Source organism: Rhizobium sp. Rhizsp42 (assembly GCF_047304155.1).
GTDB lineage: Bacteria > Pseudomonadota > Alphaproteobacteria > Rhizobiales > Rhizobiaceae > Rhizobium.
Map to the genome: position 1 here is coordinate 1 of NZ_JBGLYS010000037.1, position 13,678 is coordinate 13,678.

13 protein-coding genes are annotated in these 13,678 nt (G+C 62.3%); 7 read left to right on the plus strand and 6 right to left on the minus strand.

Going from position 1 to position 13,678, the window contains the following annotated elements:
* Positions 1–169: 169 nt before the first annotated feature.
* Positions 170–598: a hypothetical protein gene (locus ACCD05_RS26000; protein ID WP_413396323.1), complete on the minus strand. Its 429-nt coding sequence runs from the start codon at positions 596–598 to the stop codon at positions 170–172.
* Between the two features lie 182 nt (positions 599–780).
* On the opposite strand from ACCD05_RS26000, the gene ACCD05_RS26005 reads away from it, so the two are divergent.
* Positions 781–948, plus strand: a complete 168-nt coding sequence (locus ACCD05_RS26005; protein ID WP_413396325.1) for a hypothetical protein — start codon at positions 781–783, stop codon at positions 946–948.
* A 399-nt stretch (positions 949–1,347) separates the two neighbouring features.
* Here the strand turns inward: ACCD05_RS26005 and zwf are convergent, their stop codons facing one another.
* From zwf to ACCD05_RS26020, 3 genes are all read right to left on the minus strand, one after another.
* Positions 1,348–2,871 carry a glucose-6-phosphate dehydrogenase gene (gene zwf / locus ACCD05_RS26010; RefSeq protein WP_413396327.1) on the minus strand — a complete coding sequence of 508 codons (1,524 nt, stop codon included), beginning with the start codon at positions 2,869–2,871 and terminating at the stop codon, positions 1,348–1,350.
* A gap of 414 nt (positions 2,872–3,285) precedes the next feature.
* Positions 3,286–4,212, minus strand: a complete 927-nt coding sequence (locus tag ACCD05_RS26015) for a bestrophin family protein (RefSeq protein ID WP_413396329.1) — start codon at positions 4,210–4,212, stop codon at positions 3,286–3,288.
* A 250-nt stretch (positions 4,213–4,462) separates the two neighbouring features.
* Positions 4,463–5,350 carry a branched-chain amino acid aminotransferase gene (locus ACCD05_RS26020; RefSeq protein WP_112979789.1) on the minus strand — a complete coding sequence of 296 codons (888 nt, stop codon included), beginning with the start codon at positions 5,348–5,350 and terminating at the stop codon, positions 4,463–4,465.
* Between the two features lie 268 nt (positions 5,351–5,618).
* Between ACCD05_RS26020 and ACCD05_RS26025 the strand changes: the two genes are divergently transcribed.
* The 5 genes from ACCD05_RS26025 (at position 5,619) to tam (ending at position 11,142) form a co-directional block, all read left to right on the plus strand.
* Positions 5,619–6,659 carry a zinc-dependent alcohol dehydrogenase family protein gene (locus ACCD05_RS26025; protein WP_413396330.1) on the plus strand — a complete coding sequence of 347 codons (1,041 nt, stop codon included), beginning with the start codon at positions 5,619–5,621 and terminating at the stop codon, positions 6,657–6,659.
* A 102-nt stretch (positions 6,660–6,761) separates the two neighbouring features.
* Positions 6,762–7,811: a patatin-like phospholipase family protein gene (locus ACCD05_RS26030; RefSeq protein ID WP_413396332.1), complete on the plus strand. Its 1,050-nt coding sequence runs from the start codon at positions 6,762–6,764 to the stop codon at positions 7,809–7,811.
* Positions 7,812–7,966: 155 nt separating this feature from the next.
* Complete coding sequence (locus ACCD05_RS26035) at positions 7,967–8,401, plus strand: cupin domain-containing protein (protein WP_413396334.1); 435 nt, start codon at positions 7,967–7,969, stop codon at positions 8,399–8,401.
* A 393-nt stretch (positions 8,402–8,794) separates the two neighbouring features.
* Positions 8,795–10,354, plus strand: a complete 1,560-nt coding sequence (locus tag ACCD05_RS26040) for a TerC family protein (protein WP_413396336.1) — start codon at positions 8,795–8,797, stop codon at positions 10,352–10,354.
* 17 nt (positions 10,355–10,371) lie between these two features.
* Positions 10,372–11,142, plus strand: coding sequence for a trans-aconitate 2-methyltransferase (gene tam / locus ACCD05_RS26045; protein WP_413396338.1), 771 nt, complete (start codon positions 10,372–10,374; stop codon positions 11,140–11,142).
* A gap of 131 nt (positions 11,143–11,273) precedes the next feature.
* On the opposite strand, the gene ACCD05_RS26050 is transcribed toward tam, so the two are convergent.
* Positions 11,274–12,509: a multidrug efflux MFS transporter gene (locus ACCD05_RS26050; protein WP_413396340.1), complete on the minus strand. Its 1,236-nt coding sequence runs from the start codon at positions 12,507–12,509 to the stop codon at positions 11,274–11,276.
* 280 nt (positions 12,510–12,789) lie between these two features.
* Between ACCD05_RS26050 and ACCD05_RS26055 the strand changes: the two genes are divergently transcribed.
* Positions 12,790–13,137: a nuclear transport factor 2 family protein gene (locus tag ACCD05_RS26055; protein WP_413396342.1), complete on the plus strand. Its 348-nt coding sequence runs from the start codon at positions 12,790–12,792 to the stop codon at positions 13,135–13,137.
* A 4-nt stretch (positions 13,138–13,141) separates the two neighbouring features.
* Here ACCD05_RS26055 and ACCD05_RS26060 read toward each other — a convergent pair whose 3' ends face one another.
* The gene (locus tag ACCD05_RS26060; protein ID WP_413396344.1) at positions 13,142–13,645 is read right to left on the minus strand and encodes a hypothetical protein; all 504 of its coding nucleotides are present in this window, start codon (positions 13,643–13,645) and stop codon (positions 13,142–13,144) included.
* Between the last annotated feature and the right edge of the window lie 33 nt (positions 13,646–13,678).

Below are 13,678 nucleotides of genomic sequence, written 5' to 3' on the forward strand. Positions count from 1 at the left end.
CAAGGCATTGAGCGGGGAAAAGGGCAGGTCGGTTCGCCATAGAGCTGCCGCGGTCGCGTATTTTGCAACGGCTCCCAACGGGGAGAAGGTGGCCCGAAGGGTCGGATGAGGGGGCCGCGCACGCCGACCTTCACGGCCCGGCGATATCCACCACCCACACCAACAAACCCTACTGCGTCAGCCCAACCAACTGCATCCAAACAGCCGCCTGATCCCGCGCCGTCTGTCGATCGGCCTCATCCAGCGCGCTCCCGCCACAAAACCGCTCCACCGCCGCGCGGTCACTCTCGGCCGTCGCCACATGCTTCGCCCCAACGATCACATGCCGCCACGCGCAGCCCAAAACCTTGTCTTCGACGATCGCCGTATCGCACCCGGTACTGAAGCACAGCGCGACCCTGTTCTGGCTCTCGTAACCCCCACCAACCGCACGCGCATAAGTCACCGCCCACCCGGCACGCGTATCCCGGCATCCGGCCGGGTCAGCGCTGAGGTCACACGATGTCGTGGCGACATAATCCTTCGCCGGCGGGAAGTCGGGGAATTCGGCCAGGTTGACGCATCCGCAAGCCAGAAGTGCTGCCGCAAACCACTGCAATATCGTCTCCCGCCGTTGCGCGACCACACTGCTTGCTGGGAGACATCGGACGATGGCTCACGACAGGCCAAATCAGTGATGAATGCCAAATCAGTCGTGAGTGTATGTGTTATCGCCGCTCGCCGAAAGTGGGTTTCGGCCCGGAAAATCGATCCTGGCATTAGCTGCCGGATGGGGTGTCAGTGCTTGCTTTTTGTCTCGCGGGCAAGCTTCAGGATGACGTCGTCAGCCGCGTCGGCGAGAGCCATGGCGATTTCGGCGGCTTTCCACCCTCTCTTCTCTCCGTCACGGATCAGTTCGAAGAGCATGGGTTCGAATTCGGACCGGCAGGTCTCCATTCGCTGGTCTGAATTGGATCGATTCTTGGAAGACTGAATATCCGTCATCATCAATACCCCAGATTAGAGGGTAGATTTAGCAAGGCCGCTGAAGAGCGCAAGTAAATATGTTAATCGGTCATTAACAATTCGATTTTTTTGCCTGACATAAGCAAAAAAACAACTAGGAACCCAAGAAGGGCCCGTCGGGGTGAGACGGGCCCCCGCCTTCTTTGTCGCACTGGAAAAGCAACTCTGTCAGCAGTAAAAGCTTGGATCCCAGGAAGTAACCGGTCAACTTCTACCTTTTTTGTACTTGGTACCGCCTTTCAGCGGCGAAGCGAGCCGTTTCCCGTAAATATTATGGGTTTATTTCGGAAGGCTAGCGCGTGAGCATGGTTGTTCCGGATATACTAACATAAGAGTGTATTTTTATTCATGTGCGCTTTTGGGGTTGTGTAGAATAACGCCCAGCTCGTGCCATTGCCGGCCATCTTTTCGGATCAGCTCGTCGGCGCAGGTCGGCCCCATGCTTCCCGGCAGGTAGGGCTCCGGCTGGTTGTCGCTCTTGCCCCAGAGGTCGAGGAAGGGCTGCACCGCGGCCCAGCCGGCCTCGATGCCGTCGGCGCGCTGAAACAGCGTCTGGTCGCCGATGAAGAGATCGTAGAGCAGAGACTCGTAGCCGGTCATCTTGCCGATATCGAACTTGTCGGCATAGCGGAAGTCGAGTGACACGGGCACGGTATCGACGGAAAGCCCCGGCGACTTGATGGAGAGCTCGACGCTCAAGCCCTCATCCGGCTGCACCTGGATGACCAGCCGGTTCGGCGGCAGGCTGCGTTTGATGTCGGTCTCGCGAAACTGCGCGAAGGGCACCTGCCGGAAGGTGACGACGATCTCGGTATCGCGCGCCTTCATCGCCTTGCCGGTCCGGAGATAGAACGGCACGCCCGCCCAGCGCCATGTGTCGACATAAAGCTTCAGCGCCACAAAGGTCTCCGTCCTCGTGTCGGGCGAGACGTCCTTGGTCTCGCGGAAGGCGGTGACCGGGTTGCCGTTAAGCGGCCCGCTTGTATAGACGCCGCGGACCCCATGCTCGGCCGCCTCCTCGGGCGTATAGATCCTGAGCGCGCTGAGCGCCTTGCTCTTTTCGCTGCGGATCGCCTCGGCCCCGAACCCATTCGGCGCCTCCATGGCGATCATGGCGAGCAGCTGGAACAGATGGTTCGGCACCATATCGCGCAGCGCGCCGGTGGCATCGTAGAACTTGCCGCGGCTGCCGACATCGACCGTCTCGGCGGCGGTGATCTGCACGTGGTCGATATAGTTGTTGTTCCACAGCGCCTCGATCATCATGTTGGCGAAGCGAGTGGTGAGGATGTTCTGCACCGTCTCCTTGCCGAGGAAGTGATCGAGCCGGTAAACCTGGCTTTCCGAGACCTTGGAGAGGATGCGCGCATTGAGCGCCTTGGCCGAGGCAAGATCGGTCCCGAAAGGCTTTTCGATGGCGATCCGCCGAAACGCGCTGTCGGTCTCCTGGGTCAGACCGTGCTGGGCCAGCTTCTCCACGATCGTCCCGAAGAATTGCGGCGGCACGGCGAGATAGAAGGCGGCATTGCCGCTTGGCGCCTTATCGAGCCGCGCCTTGATGTCGAGATAGATCTCGTCCTTGGTGAAATCGCCCGACGTATAGGCGATCCGCTTGCTGAGGCTCTTCCAGCCATCGCTTTCAGCATGCGCCCCGCCATCATCGAGCGTCTTCAGGAAGTCATCGAGCCGCGCCACCAGCATCGCATCGTCACCAGGGTCGATGCCGACGCCGAGAATACGGAGATCCTCACCGGTGAGCCCGCTCTGGGTGAGGTTGATGATCGCGGGAACAAGCAGCCGCCGCGTGAGGTCTCCGGTCGCCCCGAAGATGACAAGCGTGACCGGCGGGCTGGGAGCTGCGTCCATGATGATCTCCTTGATATGGGAGGGGGAAGATAGAGCGGGTGGATGGGGTGCCAAGCGGGGGAGGGGCAATGATACGTGAGAGAAGGCGAGGATGCCGTCGAAGAGCGGAGTCGCTTGTTGTAAGCTATTGCAACGATAAGGATAAAATCCAGCTTCGACGTCGTCCTTGGGCTTGTCCCGAGGATTTAACTTCGCAGCAACCCGCTCGACTTCAATGGATCGACCGGGGCACAAGCCATTGTTTGCGGCCGCAATTGCCCCTGCAGCCGCGCCGTTGCATTCGTGGCAGCGTGCTTAGATCCTCGGCACGACGGCTGAGGATGACGTCGAGTAGGAGGAGGCACCGGCGAACATCTCGAACGGCGCGGCCTAAACCGTTTCCGAACGTAACAATCGCCGTGGCCAGCCTGCCCCCTACATCAACAAATAATCCACCGCCACCGGCAGCGCCGGCAGATACTTCTCTCCCAACGCTTCGCGGATGTTGATCTCGACCGTGTCGGCGATCGCCTCGATGGGGAGTGCGTTGGGTTGCTTGCCGAAGGGTTCTTCCAGTTCGTCGCCCAGCGCGTCGAGGCCGAAGAAAGTGTAGGCGACGAGTGCGGTGCCGAAGGGCATGAACCAGCCGAGCACGTCGTCGAAGCCGAAGGGCAGCATCAGGCAGAAGAGATGGGCTGTGCGGTGCAATAGCAGCGTGTAGCCGAAGGGAACCGGCGTCCAGCGGATGCGCTCGCAGGAGGCCTGAGCGAGCGTGAGATCGGCGAGCGTTCGGTCGAGCATCTGGTAGTTGATGTCGGTGAGCAAGCCCTTGGCGCGGAGATCGGCGAGTTCGCGGGCGATTTCCAGCGACAGCGCTTCGGGCGGGTTGCGGCTGGCGGCGTAGTGGGCGTTGATATCGTCAGGCAGCAGGCGTTCAACCTTGTGGCGGGAGATGCCGGTGCGCAGGTGCGGAACGAGCGACTGGACGAAGGCGATGACGAGCGTCAGCACGCGCTTGCGGGCGTCTTTTCCGGCTTCGCCAGACATCGTTTCGAGGATCAGCGTCTGGCGGGCGAAATGGCGGGCGGAGAAGACGATCACGCCCCATTGCCGGCGCGCTTCCCACCAGCGGTCGTAGCAGGCGTTGTTGCGGAAGCCGAGGAAGATCGACAATGCGATGCCGAGCAGCGCGAAGGGGGCGCCGTTGAAAACAGGCAGCATACCGGGCCGCAGCGTGTGACAGAGCACGACCAGCGAGGAGAGCACGGCGGTGAGGATGATCTGCGGCAGGACGCGCTTGATGATCGAGCCACGGAGGATGAAGAAGAGCTTGAAGAGGGTTGGACGGGGGCGCACAATCATGATGCGAGGGACCAGGCTGGAGTGGGAGTGATGAGTTAACGGAGGACGATGTTTAACGCGGTGCGTGTGACCCCCTCACCCGGCCTCCGCTACGCTCGGCCACCCTCTCCCCGAGGGGAGAGGAGAAACGGTTACGCTGCGGCATCTCCCCTTCTCCCCGACGGGGAGAAGGTGCCGGCAGGTCAGGCACAACAAGTTGCGCCGGGGATGAGGGGGCCACGCGCCCGGACTTGGCCACCTCTACACCCAATCAGCTGTCGCTTGCGCTGCGACCAAATGCCCAGTTCATGTAGATTTCGAGCGCCTTGCGGGTGACGGGGCCTTCCTGCAATTCGCGGCCGTCGAGGCGGTTGACGCCGACGACCTTGGAGTAATTGCCGGAGGTGAAGATTTCGTCGGCCGCCATGAAATCGTCGACCGAAAGCGTCTCCTCGCGAACCTCGAAGCCGGCCTGGCGCAAAAGGCCGATGACGCGGGCGCGGGTGATGCCGGCGAGGAAGGTGCGGTTGGCGACGGGCGTCTTGACGACGCCGTCCTTGACGAGGAACACATTGGAGGACGCGGTTTCGGCGACATTGCCGTTCATGTCGCGCATCAGGGCGTTGTCGAAGCCGCGGCTTCTCGCTTCCGCGATCGCGCGCCCGCTGTTCGGATAGAGCGAGCCGGCCTTGGCGTCGGTCATCGCGGTCTCCGGCGACGGGCGGCGGAAGGGCGAGACGGTGAGCGAGTTCGGCTTGTTGTTGCCGAGCGGGGCTTCGAACAGGCAGAGCGCGAAGCGGGTGCTGTCGCCATCGACGGTGACGACGCTGCCGGCAGAGCCATGCTCGCCCCAGTACATCGGCTTGATGTAGATCGGCGTCTTGCCGTCGAACTTCTTGATCCCTTCCCAGGCGAGCGCTTCGATCTCTTCGGCGGTCTTGACCGGCTTCAGGCCCATGTTGACGGCCGAGCGGTTGATACGCTGGCAATGCAGGTCGAGATCCGGCGCGATGCCGTCGAACCAGCGGGCGCCGTCAAAGACGGTGGAGGCCAGCCACATGGCATGCGAGGTCGGCCCGATCAGCGGCGGATTGCCGGTCAGCCACTCTCCCTCGACATAGGTCCAGGTGTTGGAACGGGGCGATGTATCGACGGCCATGAGACTCTCCTTCAAGAAATTGCAGGGAGACAAAACCCCGCGCGCAGACCGGGTCAAGGAGAAATATGGCGCGGTGAACGCTAAGCAAGAAACGGCATGCGGTGACGGAGCCAAGGGCAATATTCATGCGTGCTTGATGAAACATGCGCGATGGATGCATCAGTGAAAATCATGGGTAATCCGTTTGAAGCCGGTCGTGACCGCGTGTCATTATGTATGGCAACGAGGATGCCCGCGCACTGAGCGCGCCCTGCAGGAGTGAAGACCGATGAAAGCCATGTTCTACGACGCCTTCGAAAAGGCTCCCGAGATCGCCACCCTGCCCGATCCGACGCCCACCGAAGACGGCGTTGTGATTGCTGTCGGCGCCACCGGGCTTTGCCGCAGCGACTGGCATGGCTGGATGGGCCACGATCCCGATATCAAGCTGCCACATGTGCCGGGCCATGAACTCGCCGGGAAGGTGGTGGCGACAGGCAAGGGCGTGATGCGCTACAAGGTCGGCGACCGGGTGACGGTGCCCTTCGTTTCCGGCTGCGGCCGCTGCAGCGAGTGCCATTCCGGCAACCAGCAGGTCTGCCCCGACCAGTTCCAGCCGGGCTTCACCCATTGGGGCTCGTTCGCCGAATATGTCGCGATCGATTATGCCGACACCAATCTCGTGCACCTCCCCGAGACCGTCGACGATGCGACGGCCGCCAGTCTCGGCTGCCGCTTCGCCACCTCGTTTCGCGCCGTCGCCGACCAGGCGCGCACCGGCCCGGGCGAATGGATCGCCGTGCATGGCTGCGGCGGGGTCGGGCTCTCGGCGATCATGATCGCCACCGCGCTCGGCGCCAATGCGATCGCCATCGACGTGTCGGACGAGAAGCTGGCCTTCGCGCGGGAATGCGGGGCTGTCGCGACGATCAACGCGACAACGGTTGCCGATGTGCCCGAGGCGGTCCGCGAAATCACCAAGGGTGGCGCGCATGTCTCGATCGACGCGCTCGGCCACCCCCAAACCTGCTTCAACTCGATCAAGAACCTGCGCCGCCGTGGGCGCCACGTGCAGGTGGGCTTGATGCTGGGTAAGCATTCGACGCCCTCGATCCCGATGGCGCAGGTGATCGGCCACGAGCTGGAGATCTACGGCAGCCACGGCATGCAGGCCTGGCGCTATGACGCGATGCTGTCGATGCTCGCCGCCGGCAAGATCGCGCCGCAGAAGCTGATTTCGCGACGCATAAGCCTGGAAGAAGGCATCCCGGCGCTGATGACGCTCGACAAGGCGAAGACGACGGGGATCAGCGTCATCACCAGCTTCTAGGCGTACAACCGCCTTCAACCAAGGCGAGCTTTTCAGTTTGTTGCAATCTTTGGTTTAGATTGCATACTCCCTTCAACCGGATGAACCGGCATGGAGGGGAGCATGGCAAAGCGTTTTATTCTTTCGATCGATGGCGGCGGCATTCGCGGGATCATCCCGGCGGCTGTTCTCGTCGCTTTGGCGAAGCGGTTGAAGGGACTGCCGCTGCATCAGGCTTTCGACATGATCGTCGGCACCTCCACCGGCGGCATCATCGCCGCCGGGCTGACATGCCCGCATCCTAATGACAAGAAGAAGGCGGCGTGCACGCCGGCCGAGCTTCTAAAACTCTATACGGATGAAGGCGCCGATATCTTCAAGAAACCCTTGGGAGCGGCGGTGCTCAATCCGTTCGGGATAAACGATCCGCGCTACAATCCATTGGCGCTGGAAGAGAAGCTGCGCAAACGGCTCGGCAACGCCACGCTCGACCAGGGTCTGTCGAAAGTGGTGATCACGGCCTACGACATCGAGAACCGCGCCGCTCTCTTCATGTCGAACGCCGACCCCGAGAACAGCAATTTCCGCTTCTGGGAAGCCGCGCGCGCGACCTCGGCGGCCCCTACCTATTTTCCACCTGCACTGATTGAACGCATTGGAGAAACAGATCCTCAGAAGCGCCACATCGCCCTCATCGATGGCGGTGTCTTCGCCAACGATCCGATCCTCGCTGCTTATGTCGAGGCGCGCAAGCAGGCGTGGCAGGATGACGAACTCGTCTTCCTGTCGCTCGGCACAGGTCAGCAGAATCGACCCGTCCAATATCAGGAAGCCAAGGAGTGGGGCATCGTCGGCTGGATGCAGGTCTCGCATCATACGCCGCTCATCTCGATCCTCATGCAGGGACAGGCGAGCACGGCATCCTACCAGGCCAACAAGCTGCTCAATCCGCCTGGAACGAAGCTCAAGTTCTCGACGGTCGTGAACAACCAAAACGTGGCGACGCTCAATTACTTTCGGCTCGATCAACAGCTGACGAACGCACAGAACGATGCGCTGGACGACGCTTCGGTCGACAACATCCCGGAGCTCGAAAAAATCGCCGCGCAAATCATCAAGGATAACGCGCCGGCGCTCGACGAAATCGCCAAACGCATCCTGGCCAACCAATAACGGCCAAACACGATGCGGTGATCGGCGGGCTGAAAACCCGCCGATAGCGTGGGGGTGCCGATCTGTGCATCGGAGCCTTGCGTTTTCGCGGGTTGCCATTGCCCGGCTAAAGGTCTATCGCGCTCGCCGCTAAGAAAAAGAAAAAGCGAGACATCATGTCCAACTCATTTGTGAACACACATGCGCCCGAGGGCGTACAGGCCGGCTTTGCGCCGGAAAGCCAGCTCGAGCGGCACACGCGGCTTGAAGGAACCTGGCTGAATATCTTCGACGTCACGGTGCCCGCGGGCGGCCGTACGCCGCTTCATCGCCACGAAAGCCCCGAGATCCTGCGCATCATCGAAGGCTGTCTGATCATCCGCCGGATGACGGACCAGGGACTGGAAGAATTCGAAGCCACCGCCGGCGATATCGTCCGGATCGAGGCCGATCAGGCGCATGGCTATTCCAACCGCGGCCCCGACGTCGCACGGTTTTCGGCAACGATCGACAGCGACATGTCGGACTTCTTCGAAGCCGCCGAATCGCGCACCCGCGATTTGCTGACCGTCGTCGCCAACAGCGACAGCACGCGCATTCTGGCGGCCTGATCGCCGTCTTGGAGCCGTCCGGATCACCGGGCGGCCATTCTCCCCGGCCGTTCACAACGGCGTCGATCGCAAGCATGCGAACGAATTCTGCCACGCCCCTCTTGCGCTTGGCCACGTTACCCTTCAAAATTGAAGAATGCCCGACAGCGACCCTTCCAGTACCAGCTCCACCCCGTCTTCCAGCGACATGTCTGCTGATGGCGATGGGGATGGCTGTAGATGGCGTGCGCTTCGCCGCGCCGGCCTTAGCTCAGGCATAGCCGCTTTCAGAGCGGCTCTTTTTCTATCCATCGCGGAATTTTATCGCCGGCTGCTTGCGGCCGCCGTCATCCGCCTTTCATATTTTCATCGCAAAAGGAGCGGTCCCGTCAACGTGGCCGCGTTACACCATTGATGTTCTTCGACTGGATGTCCGACCCCTCCGCCTGGGTGGGTCTCGCAACCCTGATCGTGCTCGAGATCGTTCTCGGCATCGACAATCTCGTCTTTATCGCCATTCTCGCCGACAAGCTGCCGCCGCACCAGCGTGACCGCGCGCGCCTCGTCGGCTTGGGGCTCGCACTGTTCATCCGTCTCGGCTTGCTCGCCTCGATCGCCTGGATCGTAACGCTGACGACGCCGATCTTCTCGGTCATGGAGTTCAGCTTCTCCGGCCGTGACATCATTCTATTGATCGGCGGCGTCTTCCTGCTCTTCAAGGGCACGATGGAGCTGCACGAGCGGCTCGAAGGCCATGTCGAGACATCCGAGAAGAAGGTGGTGCATGCCGTCTTCTGGCAGGTGATCGTGCAGATCGTCGTGCTCGACGCGATCTTCTCGCTCGACAGCGTGATCACCGCCGTCGGCATGGTCCAGCACCTGCCGGTCATGATGATCGCGGTCGTCATCGCCATCGGCGTCATGCTGCTTTTGTCGAAGCCGCTGACGAGCTTCGTCAACAAGCATCCGACGGTCGTGATCCTCTGCCTGGGCTTCCTGATGATGATCGGTTTCTCGCTGATCATCGAAGGCTTCGGCGTGCACCTGCCCAAGGGCTATCTCTACGCAGCGATCGGCTTCTCGGTGATCATCGAATCGCTGAACCAGCTGGCGCGACACAATCGCGAGCGGCTGATCACGCCCACCAACATCCGCGAACGCACCGCAGACGCCGTGCTCGGCCTGCTGGGCGGCAGACGGCCGCAGGTGACGCTCGGCCCGACGGCGGAACATATCGCCGAACAGGCGGCCGAAGAGGAAGTGTTCTCCAACGAGGAGAAGGACATGATCCAGGGCGTGCTGACGCTCGCCGACCGCTCGGCCAAATCGATCATGACGCCGCGCATCGATATCGACTGGCTGGATCTCGACGCGCCTGAGGCCGAGCTGCAGCGCCGCATCGTCGATCTCGGCCACTCGCGCTTTCCCGTGGCGCGGGGGAGCCTCGACAATTTCATCGGTGTGGCGAGCGCCCGCGACCTGCTGCGCGACCTGATCGTCGATGGATCGATCAATGTCGAGCGCTCGATCCGCGAGCCCTTCGTGGTGCATGAGAGCATCAGCGCGCTGAAGCTGATGGAGCAGCTGCGCCATTCCAGCGAAGCAGTCGCCATCGTGCTCGACGAGTACGGCGATCTGGAAGGCATGGTGACGCCCACCGACCTGCTCGAGGCCATCGCCGGCGAGTTTCCCGACGAAGACGAGGAGAAGCTCTCGATCGAGCGTGGCGAGGACGGCTCGCTGACGGTTGACGGCTGGATCGACATCCGCCACGCCTCGAAGCTTGTTGATGTCGACCTTGTGGACGAAGGCGACCGTTTCTCGACGCTGGCGGGCTTCATTTTGTGGCGGCTCGGGCATCTGCCGCATCAGGGCGAGACGATTCGCTTCGAGGAACTGACATTCGAAGTGGTATCGCTCGATGGCCGCAACATCGACAAGATCAGGATCAAGCGTATCGAAGACGCGGATTAAAAAGGGAGAAAGACGCCATGGCATGGTCGGCAAGCCAGTATGTGAAATTCGAGGACGAACGGACGCGCCCGGCGCGTGATCTTCTGGCGCAGGTACCGATGGAGCGCATCGAGCGCGCCATCGACCTCGGCTGCGGCCCCGGCAACTCGACGGAGCTGATCATCGACCGCTACGGCGCTTCAGGTGTCAGCGGCCTCGACAGCGATCTCAACATGCTGGAAGCCGCCCGCAAGCGCCTGCCCGGCACCGATTTCCTCGAGGCTGATCTGTCGACATGGCAGCCGAAGGAGCCGGTCGATCTGCTCTTCGCCAATGCCGTCTTCCAGTGGCTGCCCAATCATCTCGATATCTTCGACCGGCTGATGGATGGCCTGAAGCCCGGTGGCGCGCTTGCCGTCCAGATGCCCGACAATCTGACCGAGCCGACGCATCTCTTGATGGAAGAGACCGCCCATGCCGGCCCCTGGAAGGCCGCCTTCGAACAGAAGAGTGTGCGCCGCAACCCGCTGCCACCACCCTCCACTTACTACTCCCGCCTGATCGGCAAGGCCAAGCGCGTCGACATCTGGCACACCGCCTACAACCACCCGATGGCGGACGCGGCAGCGATCGTCGAATGGGTCAAGGGTACCGGGCTGAGGCCCTATCTCGACCATGCCGGTGACCAGCATCGCGACGCGTTTCTGGCGGATTATCTCGGGCGGGTGGAGAAGGCTTATCCCAAGATGTCCGACGGGCGGGTGCTGCTGAGGTTTCCGCGGATATTCATGGTGGCGGTGAAGGGGTAGACGGGGGCTAGGTGTCGCCAGCCCACTCACCAGTCGATCCATCCACGTCGAGCACGCTGCTCCGTGCTTAGATCCTCGGGACAAGCCCGAGGAAGACGTCGAGCGCGTGGAAGCCGAGCAACTCTAACGGCTTACGAACGCATCGCATCCCCCCGCGGCCGCACCATCCACGAATACGCCGCCCCGGCGATCAGCAGCACGCAGGTGCCCAAAAACACCGCCCGCATACCGATATGCCCGCCGACGAAGCCGCCAAGCAGAGGCCCCGCGACCTGGCCGACATATTGCGAGGAGACCGACCAGCCGAGGATGCTGCCGGCGGCGCTGTCGGGGACGTTGTGGCGGATGACGGCGGAGATGCAGGGGAGCAGGCCGCCGAGTGCGACGCCCATCAGGAAGCGCAGCACGATCAGCTGCCACGACGAGGTGACGAAGGCCTGCGGGATGAGTAGAAGGCCGGCAATGCCGAGCGCGCCAGCTATCACGGGCCAGTGGCCGATCCGGTCCGCGAGCTTGCCGAGCCGCGAGGCCGACAGGATGCTGCCGAGTGCGGCCGCCGACATGACGATACCGGCGACAATGGTTACTCGCGCCGCGTCGTCCACCAGCTGCGCGACATAGACGGTGATGATCGGCTCGATCGACATGTTGGCAAGCATCAGCAGCATGCCGGTGAAGAGCATGGCGATGACGGGCCGCTTGTCCGGTATCGAGGCCCAGCCGCCGCTCTGCTTGGCGGCCTTCTTGCGGGCAGGGGACTTCTCCTCCTTGATCAGGAAGAGCGTCGCCAGAAAGGCGAGGAAGATCATCGCGCCGGCGGCGAGAAACGTGCCGCGAATGCCGATCAGGGGCGGCAGCACGCCGCCGATCAGCGGCCCGACGAGATTGCCGGCCATGATGCCCGAAGCCAACGTCCCCAGCGCCCAGGCCGAGCGGTCCTTCGGCGTCTGCGTCGCCACCAGCACCATCGAGCCGGACGAGTAGCCGCCCGCGAGCCCGACGAAGAGCCGGAGCGCCACCAGCTGCCAGACGTTTCCGGCCATGCCCATCAGCGAGATTGCAACGGTCATGCCGAGGCTCGCGCGCACCAGCATCAGCTTGCGCCCGTAGATATCGCCCAGCCGTCCCCACAGCGGCGCCACGAAGGCGGCGGCGAAGAAGGTGGCGCCATAGGCGATCCCCGACCACTGCACGATCGCGGCATGGTCGCTGACGCCGAGTTCCTCGACATAGAGCGGCAGGAAGGGAAGGAGCAGCGTCATGGCCACGATGGTCGTGAACGAGCCGACAAGCGAAACCGCCAGATTGCGTTTCCAATGGATCGAGCCTGGCGCGGCCGCGCCGGCATCCTCTGTCTTGTCACTCATGTCAGGGCCTTCTGCATCATCGATCGTCCACATCGCAAGAGAAAGGCGGCGCTGATGTCGATCGCAAACCGGTCAGGCCCGGGCGAGGGCCGGGCGGAGCGGGTGAGGAAAGACAGGAGAGCCTCCGTTTCCGGTGGCACGCCATCGGTATAGCCCTTCCGCAGACAGCCCATCAAGGACGGATACGGGGCCATTCGGTTCGCCCGATGTCGGATTTCGCCTCGTGGGGCTGGCCTTTTGCCCGTGCGGCCGCAGTTTTTGAAGGAGGAGGAGAAACACTATGACTGATGAAACCGACACAAGGCGCGAGAAAACGGTCCGCGCCCTCTACGCCGCCTATATCGACGGCCGCAAGGATATCGTCGCGGCGATGCTGACGGAGGATTTCACCTTCTCCAGCCCGCGCGACGACCACATCGACCGCGATGCCTATTTCGAGAGGTGCTGGCCGACGCCGCCGCCATTTACGCGCATGGAGATCGAATATCTCGGCCTGTCAGGTGATGAGGCCGTGGTGCGCTATCGTGCCGTCAAACACGACGGCGGAGCGTTCCGCAACATCGAAACGCTCCGCTTCAGAGATGACAGGCTTGCCGCCGTCGAGGTCTATTTCGGCCGCGATGCCTGAGACCTCACGCAATCACCCGCCGCGCCTGTCCGCGCGAGACGAGGAAAGCCTGCGCCAGGCTGCCGGCCGCAAACAGCACCACCCAGATCAAAAGCGCCGTCTGCACCGGCGGCGAATCCGGGCCGTTGCCGATCGGGTGCGAGGGCGGCAGGCGCGACAGGGTCTCGTTGATCCCGGGCACCCAGAGCAGGAAATAGGTGAAGGAGAAGCCGAGGTTCCTGAGATAGGGGATCAGTCGCCCTAAGAAGCCAAGCTTCGGCAACACCAGACAGATGGCGGAGACGACAAGCACGACAATCGCCAGCGCATGGCCGGGATTGAAGCCGCCGGTGGAAGACAGGCCGAAGGCGCTGATGGCTGATAGAGCCAGCGTCGCGAGGTAGACCTTGCCGACCGTCGTTTCCGGGCGGATGGTCCGGTATTTGGCGAAGCTGTAGAGCCCGGCAACGGCAGGGATGATGCTGATGGCGGTGTGGATCTCACCGAGAAGCGAAAGCGGATTGGCCATGTCTGTTTCCTTTTGCGAACCAACCAGTCGGTC